This is a genomic window from Leeuwenhoekiella polynyae (assembly GCF_004104075.1).
Classification (GTDB): Bacteria; Bacteroidota; Bacteroidia; order Flavobacteriales; family Flavobacteriaceae; genus Leeuwenhoekiella; species Leeuwenhoekiella polynyae.
In genome coordinates, this window is record NZ_QOVK01000004.1 from 67,537 (window position 1) to 84,606 (window position 17,070).

Sequence of the window (17,070 nt, forward strand, 5' to 3'; positions counted from 1 at the left end):
CCATGAAACGAAAGCAAAACCAGTTGAGTGTAATACTAATCGTCTTAGTAGCTCAGTTAATAAATGCCCAGCAAAATTCTCCCGAGTGGCAGGATTTAAGTGTTTTTGAAGTCAATACACTAAAACCACAGGCTACTTTTTATGTTTTTGATACGGAAAATGAAGCTTTAGAAAATGACTATTACAATTCTAAAAATCTTCTTTTACTCAACGGAACCTGGAAATTTAATTTAGCTGAAACGCCGCAGACTCGGCCTGAGGATTTTTATAAATCAGATTATGATGTTTCGGGCTGGGATGATATTAAAGTGCCGGGCGACTGGCAAATGCAGGGTTATGATTTTCCGCTTTATGTAAGCGCGGGCTATACGCACAAGATTAATCCGCCCTTTGTAGATACGCTTTATAATCCGGTAGGTTCGTATAAGCGTAGCTTTAACCTGCCTGAGAGTTGGAAGGACAAACGCGTTGTCTTGCACTTTGGTGCTGTAAACAGTGCGTTTTATGTTTGGGTTAATGGTAGGAAAGTAGGTTATAATGAAGATGCAAAAACACCTTCTGAGTTTGACATTACCTCATTTGTAAAACCCGGTGAAAATGAACTTGCTGTTGAGGTGTACCGCTGGAGTGATGGTACCTATCTGGAAGATCAGGATTTTTGGCGATTGAGCGGCATCGAGCGTGATGTTTACCTGTATGCGACTCCCCAAGCTTATATAGCCGATGTGTTTTTTAAAGCCGGTCTCGATTCAACCTACACCGCAGGAATACTTGGTGCTTCGGTAAGTTTAGTGAATGAATCTTTAAGCTCCAGAAAGCTTCAGCTGCAACTAAAACTCTATGATGGCACTCAGGAAGTTTATACTGTTGATCAGGAGGTGCGTTTAGCCGCTTCAGCAAAAGATACGTTTCAATTTCAGCATTTGATAAAACAGGTTAAGGCATGGAGCGCCGAACATCCCAATTTATATACCGCTACGCTAAACCTTGCTGAGGATTGGAATACCTTGATGAGCACCTCATTTAAAATCGGTTTCAGATCGGTCGAGATTAAGGGTGGAAAACTTCTGGTAAATGGCAAACCTATTCTGCTTAAGGGCGTCAACCGTCACGAACACGATCAAAATACAGGTCACGTGATTAGTGAAGAATCGATGTTGCAAGATATTCGGCTTTTTAAAGAAAACAACATCAACGCGGTACGTAACTCGCATTATCCCAACGATTCCAGATGGTACGAACTCTGCGATGAATATGGCATTTATATGATTGACGAGGCCAATTTGGAAACCCACGGTTTTGGCTACGAGGAAGATAAAACGCCTGCAAATAAACCTAAATTCGCTGCGATGCACCATGACCGTCTGGAGGCGATGGTAGAGACGAATAAAAACCATGCATCCATTATCATTTGGTCTATGGGTAATGAAGCCGGTGACGGCCCTGCTTTTATAGACGGGTATCACTGGATCAAAAATCGAGACAACTCGCGCCCGGTTCAGTATGAGCGGGCAGAGCGCGGTACCAGCTTTCAGGAACCCCATACCGACATCATTCCGTGGATGTATGCCAGCCTTGATTACATCAAAAATAACTACATCGGGAAGTATCCGGATCGGCCTTTTATCTGGTGCGAGTATGCGCACAGTATGGGCAACAGCACCGGGAATTTGCAGGATTTGTGGGATTTTGTCTATGAGCAACCGCAAATGCAAGGCGGTTTTATTTGGGACTGGGTCGATCAGGGTTTTGTAAAACAGGATAGTACGGGTACCGATTATTGGACTTACGGTGGTGATTATGGCCCCGACCGTTACCGCCACGATGCCAATTTTGTTTTAAACGGAATTGTAAATCCAGACCGCACGCCGCATCCTGCTCTTGCAGAGGTTAAGCAGGTATATCAAAACGTAAAAATCGAAGCACGCGATACCGAAGCCCTTGAATTTACCCTGAAAAACCGTTTTTTCTTTACTAATCTGGATGCTTACACCATTTCTTATGACCTATTGCGAGACGGGGTTGCGATCTCTTCCAATAACCTCGGGTCTTTTGAGGTAGCACCACAAGATTCCATTGTATTTAAAATTAACGAATTACAGCTTCCTGAAGATGGGCATGAATATTTTATCAATTTTATAATACGTACCAAAACAGCTTCGCCACTGTTGCCCAAAGACTTTGTGGTTGCACGAGATCAAATCCTGCTCAAGAATGTACCTCTTCCCAATAATGCATTTACCGGATCAACAGAAAAGCTTGATGTTACCGATTATAAAGATTCCCTGACGGTGAAAACAGGGGCGGTAAGCCTGAGTTTTGACCTGCGAAGCGGGCGTTTAAAATCGTATAGTTTTAAAGGCCAAAATTATCTAAAAGAAGAAGCCCGTCTTAATTTTTGGCGTGCGCCTACCGATAATGATTTTGGCAATAACTACCCGAAGCGAGCCAAACTCTGGAAGGATGCATCCCATAATCAACGTTTGATTTCGTTTAAGTTACTATCAAAGACCCGCGATTCTGTGGTGGTAGAATCGGTTTATCAGTTAGATACCTTACAGGCGCAGGCATCCTCGCGTTTTTTGATTTACGCAGATGGAAGCCTCAAGGTAACCAACAGCCTTAATTACGCTGATTCAGAAAAAGTGGCGGAGATCCCACGTTTTGGTATGAATTTTATTCTGCCCAAAACCTATGATCATGCAAAATGGTACGGCCGTGGACCGCACGAAAATTATCAGGACCGTAAGGAAGCTGCTTTTGTAGGTGTTTATGAAGCATCGGTAGCCGATTTGTATTTTCCATACATCAGGCCTCAGGAAAACGGGTATCGCACCGATAACCGATGGATTAGTCTTACGAACGATTCTGGAGCGGGCATTACAATCATTGGGCTGCCCACAGTTTCCTTTAGTGCACATCACAATTACATCTCCGACTTTGATCCGGGTGAAGAAAAGCAACAGCGTCACACAATTGATATTAAGCCCAGAGATTTAATCAGTTTAACTATTGATTACAAACAAACCGGAGTTGGAGGTGATAACAGTTGGGGAGCAAAGCCTCACGAGCAGTATCAATTGAAACCTAAGAATTATAGTTACAGTTTTCTGATAAAACCCATAAACTAAAACAAATGCAACATGTAAAAGTACCGAAGTGTCCCCTACACCATTTATTTTTTAAAATTAAAACGGGCCTTTGTGCTTTTATCCTATTCTTCGTGGCCGCTCAGGCCTTCGCGCAGCAAAATCTAATTGCTCACGAGGCCATGGCCGAAAAGATATACATTCAAGCTGATCGTAAAGCCTATACGAAGGGCGAGACAATCTGGTTTAAAGGAGTTGTCGCTCAGGCTAAAGATAATGTGCCATCTACTTTAAGTGGGGTATTGCGGGTTGAATTGATTGATCCCTTTGAGACGATTGTGGGTGAAAAATTGGTCAAACTCGATAACGGCATTGGCAACAATTTTTTCAGTATTGAAGATTTTTACGCTCCCGGCACCTATCAATTGCGGGCATATACCCAATGGGATCAAAATTTTGATTCTGATTTTTTATTTTCTACGTATCTCACGATTGCCGAAGACCGGATAGCGGAAGATGTCGTACGTAAACTGGAAGTTGAAGGGCAGGATGCTCTACGTTTTGTATTCAACCCAAAGCTTATTGACCCTACTGTGGGTTCAAAATTTGAGCTCGAACTGGCTTATAATGATCAGGTAAAAAAACGGGTGATTCGTAAAAATGCTTCAGATTATTTTCTATTGGAAGAAGATTTTCCAGAAGAGACGAGTTGGGTGCATTTTAAATTGACTACTGAATCTGGTAAACAATGGAGCGAAAGCATACCCCTTTCCAGGCCGGCGATAGACATTCAGTTTTTGCCCGAAGGCGGAAGCTTAGTCGTAGGGATGAATAATCTTTTGGGCTTTAAAGCGATTGATGAGACTGGAAAAGGCGTCGCGGTCGAGGGAACGATTTACGATTCACAAAACAATCCCGTAACTGCCTTTAAAAGCAATAAGCTGGGAATGGGACGGGTTTATATGTTCCCTAATGCATCAACAAGATATAAAGTTGAGTTGACAGCGCCAAAAGATAACATCAAGCTTACCTATTCATTTCCTGAAGTGATTAAAAAAGGCAGTAAACTTTCGGTAAACCGCGTAGGTAAGATTATTGCCTTGCAAGTTAATTCAAGCCAATTGGTGAATGATTCGGTTTATGTGGAAGTGAGTAGCAGAGGTATGGCTCTCGGTGAAGTAGGTCGAAAACTTGAAGGAGGAAAGCAAGACTTCGTGTTTTCAAACGAATCTTTACCTGCAGGAATTCTGGTGTTTACGCTTAAAGACCAAAATAGAAATCCGGTAGCCGAGCGTTTGTACTTCAACCATTTAGAAACCGAGGCCTTTGATCTCAATCTGGACTTGGCCAGAGATCTTTACAAATCAGATGAAGAAGTAAGCCTGAAGCTTTCCACAGCAGGAGTCTCGGCCGATACGAGTTGGTCTGCCAGCGCTTCAGTACTGGTAATTCCGAAAGATTTGAAAGAGGAGCAAAACATCTGGACCTATTTTATGCTTACTTCCGAATTGCGTGGAAGGATCGAAAATCCGTCTTTTTATTTTGAAGGTACGCAGCTTGTAAAACCCAACGAACTCGACAACCTGCTTCTAACTCAGGGTTGGCGGGGTTATACCTTTAACACCCCACCAGATACAAAAGCAATGGACTTTTTACCGGAATTTGGATTGGGCGTTCAGGGAGAGATTGCGGCGCTTTTTGATAAAGATAAAGCCAAGGAAGACGTAGACGTTAGTCTTATGGTGTTTGGTGAGGAACAACGTTTTTACAATCAGAAAACCGATAGTCTGGGACGCTTTAATTTTCTATTGCCTCCTCTGGAAGGCAGGCGGGTTCGTGCGGTGTTGCAAACTAAAAATGAAGCTGGAAAAAATCGGAATTATACGCTGAGTCTTGATGAACCTACAAAACCAAAAATCACATACGACCGTACCCGGGCGTACTTTAAGGATCAGGATTCGTTATCTCAGGTATTAAAAACGATTAGGAAGAATGATGGGGCTGATTCTTTTTTTGAATACGATCCTAATATAAACGAGTTAGATGAGGTGCTCATCAGTAATTATGAACTTACTCCGCAACGCCAAAAAGTGATGGACACCTACGGCAAGCCCGACGTGGTCATTGACGGTCGGGAAATTGAAACTAAAGCGAATGAGTACAGCAACGGGTTGTATGGCGTGCTTCGACAGGCCTTTGGTGATAAAATCAGTTTTCAAATGTATCAGGACAGTATCGGAGTGCGCTATCAAAAGGCGATGGTAACCGGTGGCATGGAAACTATAGTCCTGGTTGATGGGATTCCGGTTTTGGCTGATGCCTATCAGTTTTTACCCAATTTGCCACCCAGTGAAGTCAAAAGCGTTGAAATTTTAGACGGTACTACTCAAAATTTTATGCCGCTGTATCGTCGGGTGTATCCGTTTCAGGATATGAGGTCGACGCCCGTTCAGGGAAGTATTCTGGCGATTTACACCTATGCAGGTAACGGTTTTTATACTGCCACAAAATCAAAGGGTATTTTGAAAACCAGCATCCCGCTGTTTGCGCGCACTAAAGAATTTTATATTCCTAAATATGATTCGGAAGATACAACTTTGGGGTCTGCTGACAATGAGGTTACCTTATATTGGAACCCCGACATTAAGCTAAAAAGTGAGGCTTCGGCTACGGTTAAATTTCCCAATAATGAAACCCCGGGAACTAAAACGATCCTTGTAGAAGTTATTTCCCGGGATGGTAAATTGGGTTATAAGTCGCTCGACTATAAGGTTGAAGATTAAGGCAAATCTTCCCCTTTTGAAGCAATCCAGATTTTATACCATTGTTGCAGGCTTAAATCAATTTCAAGCGCATCTACAGCACTTTTGATGCGATCGATGTGTTTGGAGCCTACGATTGGCAGAATGCCTACCGGATGCTTTAGTAACCACGCGTACATCACCTGATCAATAGCTTCAATCCCTAGTTCAGCTGCGACTTCTTTCAGTACCGAATGCAGGCGGTGCTCCCGTTGACTTTCGGGCTTAAAGATTTTTCCTCCGGCCAAAGGTGACCAGGCCATAGGTTTGATTTTATGTTTTTGGAAAAATTCAATATTCTCATTTTCCCAATGCTCAAGACAGGCAATAGAAAGTTCAACCTGATTGGTAGCCAAAGGCATATCCAGATACGACTGAAGGCTGTCAAACTGCATCGGTGTAAAATTTGACACCCCAAAGTTGAACACTTTTCCGCTTTGCTTTAAGTGATCAAACGCTTTGGCAACCTCTTCCGGATCAAAAAACGGCGCCGGGCGATGCAGTAGCAATAAGTCCAGACGGTCTGTCCCCAGATTCTTCAGCGAAGCTTCTGCCTGTTTGATGATGTATTCGGAGCTGTACTCGTAAATTTTCACCTCCAGTTCCGGGTTAAAATCAGTTGACAGTCGAATGCCGCATTTACTGATGAGTTGCATTTGCTCGCGCAATTCAGGTTTCAACGCTAAGGCACGGCCAAAGAATTCTTCACAGGTATAGTTTCCGTATATATCGGCGTGGTCAAAAGAAGTGATTCCCAGTTCTAAAACCTGTTCGATCAACTTAAGAAGTTCGGGATCGCTGAGGTTCCAGTCGCGCAGTCGCCAGTATCCATGAATGATGCGGGAAAGGCTGAGATTATCGTTAAGTGCTAATGTATTTTTCATAGTAGTTATTCTTCTAATTGTAAGGTACCAAAAAGGCCTGAATCCATATCGATGCGCCCTTCGTAATCTTTCGGGATTTCTAAAGAACCGAGTATTGTATCAGGTTCTTCTCCAGCATTGACTTTAAGAAAAGCTAAAGCAAATCCCAGTTTTTTATCCGTGGTAAGTCTGACAGCTTCGTTGGGTTGATCATCGCAATAAGTTTCATCAAACACGCTAATCTTCAGTTCCCAGATGGTGCTTTTTCCGTTCCGCATCATACGATTACTGATGTGGTCAAACGTAGCAGGCTTTTCTTCATCTTCATAATCAATTACAAAACCATTTAGTAACACCTGATAGGCAAATGCACTGTGATCGGTTGCGTAATTTCCGCCGCTGTTGTTTTCGTCCAGATACACCAGTAAACGATCCTGCTCCTTAAAATTTTCTAACGGATTAGTACCGGAGTTTATGACGGGGATATAGGTGTCAAATTTAATCAAAACGTAGAGTGCATCGGGTGTCCAGGTAAGTTTGTAGCGTATATTCTCAGTTTGTTTTTCTCCCTGCCAAAGCTGATTCAGAGGTAGCCAGTTGATTTTCTTCCACGCAGGATCATTGGGATTTCCATCAATTTTTGGAGCAATAACGGCTTTGTTAACCGGTTGATAAACAGCCGCATTTTTTACAAAAAGGGGAGGAGGTGTATTATCGCTCTTGCAAGCGAAGAATATAAGGCTTAAAAGAAAAAGGATTAGATACTTCATAAATTGGTTCTTCCCAGACTGAGGACGCCAAATATAGGCCCTGCCGCCAAAACCAAAAAGAGATACTTCAAATCGTTTGCCAGTGCAAAATGCCCCAAAAGCTGAATACTCAAAATTGTGATCGCAAAACCTATGCAGTTTACTAAAGTAAGAGCCGTGCCGCGGTACTCTGGGATCGCGTGTGTAGCAACGAGTGTCGAAAACTGCGGACTGTCCGCAACTACAACTGCTCCCCAGAAAAGCATAAATGCAATGAATAAAACCGGTGGAAATTGCAGGCTAAATGGAGAAAGTACACAGCAAATCCCGGAAGCCAGTAAACTGAAACGCGCCACTTTTGTACTGCTGAATCTTTTGCTCAAATGACCACCTATTGCACACGATAATGTTCCCATACCAATCGTGATAAAAGCCCAAAGAGGAATATTCAAAACCTGTTCGTTTTCTATCGCATAGAATTTAATAAATAGTGGAAGAAAGCCCCAAAATGCATATAATTCCCACATATGTCCCCAATATCCAAAAGCTGCTAAACGAAAAGCCTTCACCTTAAAAAGAGCCAGAATACCAGATATCTTTAATTTTTGTTGTTGTTTGCGAAACGGACCATTAGGTACACCAAAACCGATTAAGATCCCGCCTAAAGCTGCTAATGCACTCGTAATTATAGTGATGCTTTTGTAATCAATAGCAATGCCAAAACTGTTGAGGAAGTGGGGTAAAGCAGTGCCCAAAACTAAGGCTCCTACCAGATATCCCAGAACCTTCCCGAGTCCCTTTTCAAAATAATCAGAAGCGATTTTCATCCCCACCGGATAAATTCCGGCAAGGAAAAAACCGGTACTAAACCGCGAACTTAAAATAGCCTGGTATTGCACTCCCGGCAAAAGCAGCGTAAGATTTGTGATTGCACCCAAAAGAGCACAGATCAAAAATACTTTTGAGGGCGAAAACCGATCAGCAAAGGCGAGTACGGCAAAAACCAATGTCCCTGTGATAAAACCAAACTGTACGGTGGCCAGCACATCACTTACCGCATCCGGATTTTGCAAAGCCGAAATGGGCAATTGGGGTACCACAATATTGCCCACAAACCACAACGATGTTCCCAAAAACTGAGCGAGAACAATAAGGATGATGATTCGGCATTTACCTTTCATAAAGGTAGATTCCTGAAGTAGACCAATCAATACAAACTAAAGGAATACTTAAATCTTCGCAGATTTTCTTTAGTGTTTGTTGTGCATATTCTGTTGCTAAATTTGAAATTAAAATTCCGAATAAAGATTTTTTAATTTCTTTTATGTAGTCATACTGATTATCACAAAATGACATAATTCTAAATTCATTTTCGCCAGAGTAGTCTAAATGTTTATTAAAAAGATTTTTAGTAACCTTTGACTTTGATTCCTCTATAAATTTTTCTTCTCCAATTTCAATTATTCGATCTAAATCTATGTTGTATTCATTTAAATCTAGAATATTATATCCAACATATTTAATATTACCTGAAATGTGTGATTTATTTAATTCCAATTTTTCTCTATCAAATACTAGGCAAACTCCACTATAATTATCGCCATATTGTTCCCACATTCGAGGTTTAAAACATCCAAAATAATCGAGAGGGCGTAATGAATAATTGGCATAAGTTTCATAATCGCCATTTTTACAAAAAGATAATTGTTTGGCTTTTTTTATATGGGAAGATAATATGATTTCCGAATTTCTTCTAACATCCATTGATAGTGGTTTCTTTTCACCACTTCCCCAAGTTCCAAATGAATACTGATGATTTGAATTTTCGATTGGATCTCTAGAATTTTTTCTTGGAGATATACGTAATCTGTTCTCAAAAAGAATATGCTCAAGGGCAACTTGAGTAGTTGTATAATGAAAGAGTAAATTTCCCTTAAAAAAATGTGCATCAAACTTAGCTCTATCAAACATCATTATTCAACAGGTTCTGCTGCGAGAGCAAGATGCTTGCCATCTGGACTTACGGCAATACGGGTAGTGTTGGTAAGGTTGTATGCATTAAGGCTAGCTGCAAAAACCCAGGCCGGCTCTCCAAAAAGATCGTACACAAATAAGCTGTCACCGCTTCCTACCAAAATTCGGTTTTCATCGAGCCAGGCATAATCCTGACGGCCAATAGGTAATTCACAAACAAAATAACTGGTTGGACTTTCACCGGAAAGATCGAGCATATATAAGTCCATATTTTGGTCATCGTTCTCTACAGTATAACTCAGTGACTCGCTGTTGGGTACTTTGTGTAGTGAGCGACCGGACTTGGAAACTATTTTTTGCAGCGTATCCATAGCCGGACTTGAAAGCATTAAATCCAATTGATTAGGAACCAAAACGGAAGCTATAAACGCATCTTTATCGTAAAATTTGAAATAGCCCACCTGACTGCTGTCCCGCAATCTCTGAAAGGCTTTGGTTTTAAAGTCATATTCAGCAATACGCTGTCTGCCTTCGGGATTCTGGCGTACGGCAACAACGTGATCCGTTTCGGGAAGGCGCTGGGGTGAGAAAAATCCGTTGTTGGGTTCATTGGTGAGCAACGCGGTTTTTTTAGTGCTGAGATCATAAATGCCAATAGCCGTAAGACTGTCTTGTGTACGACTGTACAATAGCGTGTTATCATCGTAAAATGAGGGCTGACTGTCGTAACCTGCATTGGATGAAATGTTTGCACCTTCGGTAATTTTAAGTGTGGTAGGCGTGGTACTGATGTCAAAAAGATACACGTCGGGAGCGTTTTGTGCACAAAGGCTAAAGCTCAAAAGAGCGAAGAGTCCGAAAAAAGATGATTTTAGCATACTAATGATTGAGGTTTTAAAGATACAGATGTTTGTGTAAAGAGTCTTGCAAGGATTGAGCCGTTTTGGTGAAAATCGCAAACTAGTCATTTCGACCGGTAGGGAGCAATCACATCAGTCATTCACGCGTGATTAGTGTGAATATCTTCATCATTTGTTTTACCAAGCAGGATGTGACCTCTCTTGTTGTTGAGGTTACGCACGTTGTCATTTCGACCTTTAGGGAGCAATCACATCAGTGATTCACGTGTGATTAGTGTGAATATCTTCATCATTTGTTTTATCAAGTAGGATGTGACGGCTCCTGTCGTCGAGGTGACAGGCGTAGTCATTTCGACTGGTAGGGAGAAATCGCATCAGCCCTTCCCGAGAGCTTGACTTTTTACCCAGTAGGATGTGACGGCTCCTATATGTCGAGGTGACATTTTCAATTTTAAAACCAACTCGATTCGCTTGACACCGCGTGAGGGATAGTAGTGGAAATCCTTTAGGAGCGCGAGCGACTAAAGATTGCAACGGATAGCCCGGCCCGAAGGGCACGCCCTAAATAAAAAAACCTGCAGCAGATTGCTACAGGTTTTTGTCTTCAGATTCTCAAGTTTAGGGGTCAAATCTAAAAGGGGTATGTGTTTTCTGATGTTACTTTTTCTGCGATCAGATTACGTAATGCAATCACGTTAGGCTGATTTTGATATTTTGTAAATCTTTTAAGCCCCATAAGCATCATACGCTGTTCATCACCTTCGGCAAAAGAGACGATGCCTTCTTTTGCTTTTTGAGTAATGATGTCTACGGCGTGATACAAATAAAGTTGTGCCATCGCGATTTGCTCTTTTTGCGCGTCTTCGCCAAAACGTTTCACATTTTTCTCGGTACGCAAAATAGTACTTTCAGCCATATAGATCTCAATCAGAATGTCTGAAGCAGCCATCAATAATTGTTGATGTTCTTCAAGTTCAGGACCGTATTTTTGGATAGCACTACCGGCTACCATTAAGAACACTTTCTTAAGCTTTGCAACCATTGCTTTTTCTTCAGAAAGTACTTCAGAATAATCTGGAGTATCAAAAGATGGAATTCCGGTAAGTTCTTCGCCTACTGCCATTGCCGGATTTAAAAGATCTACGTGACCTTTCATCGCTTTTTTAACCAGCATTCCCACAGCGAGCATACGGTTGATCTCGTTAGTACCTTCGTAGATACGCGAGATACGGGCATCTCTCCATGCAGCTTCCATAGGTGCATCTGCGCTAAAGCCCATCCCTCCAAAAATCTGGATTCCTTCATCGGCGCAATTCTGCATATCTTCTGAAGCCGCTACTTTTAGAATAGAACATTCAATGGCATATTCTTCAACACCTTTCAATTCAGCTTCAGAGTGGCTTGCACCAGAATCTAAACGAATAGCAATTCGGTCTTCAATATTTTTTGCGGCACGGTAGGAAGCACTTTCACTGGCATAGGCGTTGGTCGCCATTTCTGCAAGTTTTGATTTTATAGCACCAAATTTTGCGATTGGCGTTTTAAACTGTACGCGCTCGTTAGCATATTTAACTCCCATATCAATCACACGTCGCTGGGCATCAAGACAGGCAGCTGCCAGTTTGATACGACCTACGTTGAGTGCATTCATAGCAATTTTGAAACCTTCTCCGCGACCTGCTAACATATTCTCTACAGGAACAACAGTATCATTAAAGAATACCTGGCGGGTAGAAGAGGAGTGGATACCTAGTTTTTTCTCTTCTTCACCTAATGAAATTCCATTAGAAGGATCATTTTCTACAATGAAACCGGTGATGTTTTTATCGTCTTCAATACGAGCGAAAACAATAAACACATTACAGAAGCCTGCGTTTGAAATCCACATTTTCTGTCCGTTGATTTTGTATGTTTTTCCATCTGAAGAAAGTTCGGCTTTGGTTTTACCACTATTAGCATCAGAACCGGCTCCCGGTTCTGTTAAACAATACGCACCAAACCACTCACCGGTAGCCAGTTTAGGAACATATTTTCTCTTTTGTTCTTCAGTACCATACAGCGTGATAGGCATCGTACCAATACCAGTATGTGCACCAAAAGCAGTCGCGATAGAGCCCGTTGCTCCCGAAATGTAATCGCAAACAAGCATTGTAGAAACAAAGCCCATCCCGAGTCCGTCGTACTCTTCGGGTACTGCGATACCCAAAAGACCAAGCTCACCAGCTTTACGCATAACTTCTTCAGTCAATGCGTAGTCTTTATGCTCAAAACGTTCTTTGTGGGGTACAATCTCACGGTCAACAAATTCTTTAACCGTTTCTTTCATCATTTTTTGCTCCTCATTAAAATCTTCGGGAGTAAATACGTCTTCACAAGCAGTTTCTTTAACCAAAAACTGTCCGCCACGTAAAATGTCTTTTTTGTCTGCTGTTTCTGCCATTTTGAGCCCCCTGTCCCCCGAAGGGGGAACACCTATCAGAGGGTAATAGGATTTTTATTAAACAATACTTTTATTCCTCCCTATTGGAGAGGTTAGGTGGGGCTTTAGTTCAAAAACTCATAAACTCCTGCTGCGCCCTGACCGGTACCTACACACATCGTAACCACACCGTATTTACCTTTCATATCGCGTTTGCGCATCTCGTCAAATAATTGAACCGAAAGTTTAGCTCCCGTACATCCTAAGGGATGACCCAGTGCGATAGCACCACCGTTTACATTCACGATATCCGGATTGATGTCAAGCTCTCTAATTACAGCCAAGGACTGGGAAGCGAAAGCTTCATTTAATTCGATTAAATCAATATCATCTTGTTTAAGACCGGCTTGCTTCAATGCTTTTGGAATTGCTTTTACGGGTCCTATTCCCATAATGCGAGGTTCAACTCCTACAGCTGCAAAATTTACAAGGCGTGCGATAGGTTCCAGATTCAGTTCTTTTACCATTTCTTCGCTCATTACTAAAACAAAGGCTGCACCATCACTCATTTGTGACGAATTCCCTGCGGTGACGCTTCCGCCTTCGGCGAAAACGGGACGTAGTTTTCCAAGTACTTCCAAACTGGTGTCTGCACGCGGACCTTCGTCTTTACTAACTGTATAGTTCTTGGTTTCTTTTTTACCGGAATTATTCACAAATGTGTGTTCGACTTCGATAGGAACGATTTGCTCTTTAAAACGATCTTCTTTTTGTGCTTTTAAGGCTTTTTGATGTGAATTGAAAGCAAATTCATCCTGATCTTCACGAGAGACGTTAAACTGATTGGCTACTGCTTCTGCAGTTAGCCCCATTCCCCAGTAGTAGTCTTCGTTTCCGGCTTTGGCCACTTTATAATCCGGTACGGGTTTGTAACCGCCCATTGGGATGTAGCTCATACTTTCGGCACCACCGGCGATAATGCAATCTGCCATACCGGCCTGAATTTTTGCCGATGCCATTGCGATCGTTTCAATACCTGAGGCGCAGTAGCGGTTAACCGTAACACCCGGTACGTCTTCAATTTTTAATCCCATAAGAGAGATCAAACGCCCAACATTAAGTCCCTGTTCGGCTTCGGGCATTGCGTTACCTACCATTACGTCGTCGATGCGCTTCTTGTCCAGGTTGGGCACCTTTTGCATCATAAAATCGATGGTTTCGGCTGCCAACTCATCTGGTCTTTTAAATCGGAACAATCCGCGGGGTGCTTTCCCTACGGCTGTTCTATATGCTTGTACGATATATGCTGTTTTGCTCATATTTAGCCCCCTATCCCCCGAAGGGGGAATACCTATTAGGAGGAAATAGGATTTTTATTGTTCAACACTATTTGGTCTTCCCCTTTGGGGAGGTTAGGTGGGGCATTTAATTTCTTAGCGGTTTCCCTTTCTTAATCATATGCTCCAGACGCTCTAAAGTTTTGCGTTCTCCACAAAGACTTAAGAAAGCTTCACGTTCCAGATCAAGTAGGTATTGCTCGCTTACGTAAGAAGCTTCAGAAAGATCTCCACCTGCCATAACGTAAGCCAGTTTGTTAGCGATTTTCTTATCGTGATCACTAATATATTTACCGGCATTCATCTGATCTGTACCAACTAAGAAGGCACCTAAAGCTTGTTTACCTAAAACTTTAATGTCTGTTCTTTCAATCGGTTTGGTGTAACCTTGTTCTGCCATAAACTTTGCTACTTCCTTTGCAGCAGCAATCTGACGGTCTTTGTTGACCACAACAATATCTTTGCCTTTTTTAAGAATGCCTAAGTCATAAGCTTCGTGCGCCGAAGTAGATACTTTTGCCATACCAATTGCTAAGAAATATTCACGCAAGCGGTTTAATTCAACATCGTCTTTATGGTAAGTTTCTGAAGCTCTAAGCGTCATTTCTTTAGAACCACCACCGCCGGGAATCACCCCAACGCCAAATTCTACTAGCCCAATATAGCTTTCTGCTGCCGCAACAACGCGGTCAGCATGCAGTGTCATCTCGCAACCACCACCTAGTGTCATTGCGTGTGGTGCAACAACTGTAGGAATAGAAGAGTAGCGTAAGCGCATACAACTATCCTGAAAGTATTTTATAGCCGCATTGAGTTCGTCATATTCCTGCTCCACAGCCATCATAAAAATCATCCCGATATTAGCACCAACGGAAAAGTTCTTGCCCTGATTAGCAACTACGAGCCCGGCAAAGTCTTTTTCAGCAATATCAATCGCACGATTTAAGCCTGCTAAGACATCTCCACCTATAGAATTCATTTTAGAACGAAATTCTAAGTTTAGGATTCCATCTCCAAGGTCTTCAACTACAACACCGCTGTTTTTAAAAACTTCTTTTGATTTGCGTATGTTATCTAGAATGATGAAACCATCCTGCCCCGGTTTTTTTACATATTCTTTCTTAGGAATATCATAGTAGAAAGTATTTCCTTCTTTTACGGTATAAAATGTTTCTTTACCAGAAGAAACCATTTCTGAAATCCAATCAGCTATATCATAACCTTCAGCCTTCATCAATTCGGTTCCTTTTTCAACTCCTACGGCATCCCAAATTTGAAATGGACCGTGTTCCCAGCCGTAACCGGCACGCATCGCATCATCAATTTTATATAGTTCGTCTGTAATTTCAGGAATACGGTTTTGAACGTATGCAAATAGTCCGGCGAAGTTCTTTCGGAAGAATTCACCTGCTTTATCTTTTCCTTTTAATAAAACAGGAAAACGATCTGCTACATTATCAATGGATTTAGTCATCTCAAGCGTACTAAACGAAGCTCGTTTATTCGCTCTATATTCCATTGAATTGAGGTCTAATGTGAGAATCTCACTAGAACCGTCATCCTTTTTAATTTTTTTATAAAAGCCCTGACCAGTTTTGCTACCCAGCCATTTGTTTTCGTGCATCGTGTTGATGTAATTAGGTAGTGAGAATAATTCAGCACGTTCATCATTTTTTACATTTTCACGAATACCATTTGCTACGTGTACCAGTGTATCAAGACCCACAACATCAACCGTACGGAAGGTAGCCGACTTGGGGCGACCAATCACCGGACCGGTAAGTTTATCAACTTCTTCAACAGTCATCCCGAGTTCATTCACCGTGTGAAACAAACTCATAATGCTGAAGGTACCCACGCGGTTTCCAATAAACGCCGGAGTGTCTTTTGCTACAACCGAAGTTTTACCAAGGAATTTTTCGCCGTAGGCATTTAAGAAATCAAGAACTTCAGGATCAGTTTTTGGTCCCGGAATGATTTCAAAAAGGTCTAAGTAACGAGCTGGATTGAAGAAGTGGGTTCCGCAGAAATGTTTCTGAAAATCTTCACTTCTTCCTTCACTCATAAACTGAATAGGAATACCAGAAGTATTTGAAGAAATCAAGGTGCCCGAAGTACGGTGCTTATCCAGCTTTTCAAAAACCTGTTTTTTAATATCAAGACGTTCAATTACTACCTCAATGATCCAGTCGTAATCTTTCACTTTAGCGATATCGTCTTCCATATTACCGGTAGAGATACGGCTGGCGAAATCTTTATGGTAAATAGGAGAGGGCTTAGATTTTAAAGCGTTTTGCAAGTGATCGTTAACCAGACGGTCACGCACTTGTTTGTCTTCTAAGGTTAAACCTTTAGCTTTTTCTTTGTCGGTTAGTTCACGAGGAACGATGTCGAGCAACAGCACTTCAACTCCTATATTAGCAAAATGGCAAGCGATCCCGCTTCCCATAATTCCGGAGCCAATAACTGCAACTTTATTTATTCGTCTTTTACTCATTGTTTTATAGTAGTTTCAGAATTGTTATATATTTTTTTGTTTTGAATCAAATCATTGATGACGTGAATGACTTCAAAGAAATGATCTATTTTTTCAGATTCAATATTTGCACGAATGGCATCATTGAATTTTAGAACCCGGTCTTTACTGAAATTGCGATTTTCCTTCCCAAATTCTGTTAGGAAAATAAGAACACCGCGTCCATCTGCAGGGTTCGGCTTACGTTCTATGAGTCCGCGTTCTTCCATTGACTTTAAGGTTCTTGAAAGACTCGTAGCTTCCATTCCCATTCGTGGCCCCAGAGCTGTTGAAGGTGTTCCTTCTTCCGGGTCGATACTTAGTAATGCAAATCCTGTAGCCATTGTACTGTCTAATTTTGCTGCTTGCTCATTATACATTTTTGTAATGGCTTGCCAGGTTGCTCTAAGCGCGTGATCTATTGTGATATCTTTTTTACTCATACGTTTGCGTAAAGTTAAAA

11 protein-coding genes are annotated in these 17,070 nt (G+C 41.8%); 2 read left to right on the forward strand and 9 right to left on the reverse strand.

Annotated features, from left to right (window positions below; all coding sequences use genetic code 11):
• Window positions 1-2 precede the first annotated feature (2 nt).
• Together DSM02_RS06905 and DSM02_RS06910 are read left to right on the forward strand one after the other, a co-directional pair.
• Complete coding sequence (locus DSM02_RS06905) at window positions 3-3,131, forward strand: glycoside hydrolase family 2 TIM barrel-domain containing protein (RefSeq protein WP_128764929.1); 3,129 nt, start codon at window positions 3-5, stop codon at window positions 3,129-3,131.
• Window positions 3,132-3,136: 5 nt separating this feature from the next.
• A complete protein-coding gene (locus tag DSM02_RS06910) occupies window positions 3,137-5,872 on the forward strand; it encodes a hypothetical protein (RefSeq protein ID WP_164918254.1) in 2,736 nt (911 codons plus the stop codon).
• On the opposite strand, the gene DSM02_RS06915 is transcribed toward DSM02_RS06910, so the two are convergent.
• The 9 genes from DSM02_RS06915 to DSM02_RS06955 form a co-directional block, all read right to left on the reverse strand.
• The gene (locus tag DSM02_RS06915) at window positions 5,869-6,774 is read right to left on the reverse strand and encodes an aldo/keto reductase (protein ID WP_128764931.1); all 906 of its coding nucleotides are present in this window, start codon (window positions 6,772-6,774) and stop codon (window positions 5,869-5,871) included. The genes DSM02_RS06910 and DSM02_RS06915 overlap by 4 nt on opposite strands.
• Before the next feature lie 5 nt (window positions 6,775-6,779).
• The gene (locus tag DSM02_RS06920) at window positions 6,780-7,523 is read right to left on the reverse strand and encodes a sugar-binding protein (RefSeq protein ID WP_128764932.1); all 744 of its coding nucleotides are present in this window, start codon (window positions 7,521-7,523) and stop codon (window positions 6,780-6,782) included.
• Window positions 7,520-8,683: an MFS transporter gene (locus DSM02_RS06925; RefSeq protein ID WP_128764933.1), complete on the reverse strand. Its 1,164-nt coding sequence runs from the start codon at window positions 8,681-8,683 to the stop codon at window positions 7,520-7,522. The genes DSM02_RS06920 and DSM02_RS06925 overlap by 4 nt, the downstream gene beginning before the upstream one ends.
• Window positions 8,673-9,476 (reverse strand): DUF2971 domain-containing protein, encoded by an 804-nt coding sequence (locus tag DSM02_RS06930; protein ID WP_128764934.1) that lies wholly within the window; start codon window positions 9,474-9,476, stop codon window positions 8,673-8,675. The genes DSM02_RS06925 and DSM02_RS06930 overlap by 11 nt, the downstream gene beginning before the upstream one ends.
• Complete coding sequence (locus DSM02_RS06935) at window positions 9,476-10,354, reverse strand: TolB family protein (RefSeq protein WP_128764935.1); 879 nt, start codon at window positions 10,352-10,354, stop codon at window positions 9,476-9,478. The genes DSM02_RS06930 and DSM02_RS06935 overlap by 1 nt, the downstream gene beginning before the upstream one ends.
• A 613-nt stretch (window positions 10,355-10,967) precedes the next feature.
• The gene (locus tag DSM02_RS06940; RefSeq protein ID WP_128764936.1) at window positions 10,968-12,776 is read right to left on the reverse strand and encodes an acyl-CoA dehydrogenase family protein; all 1,809 of its coding nucleotides are present in this window, start codon (window positions 12,774-12,776) and stop codon (window positions 10,968-10,970) included.
• Window positions 12,777-12,880: 104 nt separating this feature from the next.
• Window positions 12,881-14,074 carry an acetyl-CoA C-acyltransferase gene (locus tag DSM02_RS06945; RefSeq protein ID WP_128764937.1) on the reverse strand — a complete coding sequence of 398 codons (1,194 nt, stop codon included), beginning with the start codon at window positions 14,072-14,074 and terminating at the stop codon, window positions 12,881-12,883.
• 106 nt (window positions 14,075-14,180) lie between these two features.
• Window positions 14,181-16,589, reverse strand: a complete 2,409-nt coding sequence (locus tag DSM02_RS06950) for a 3-hydroxyacyl-CoA dehydrogenase/enoyl-CoA hydratase family protein (protein WP_128764938.1) — start codon at window positions 16,587-16,589, stop codon at window positions 14,181-14,183.
• Window positions 16,586-17,050, reverse strand: coding sequence for a MarR family winged helix-turn-helix transcriptional regulator (locus DSM02_RS06955; RefSeq protein WP_128764939.1), 465 nt, complete (start codon window positions 17,048-17,050; stop codon window positions 16,586-16,588). Before DSM02_RS06955 ends, DSM02_RS06950 begins: the two co-directional genes overlap by 4 nt.
• Between the last annotated feature and the right edge of the window lie 20 nt (window positions 17,051-17,070).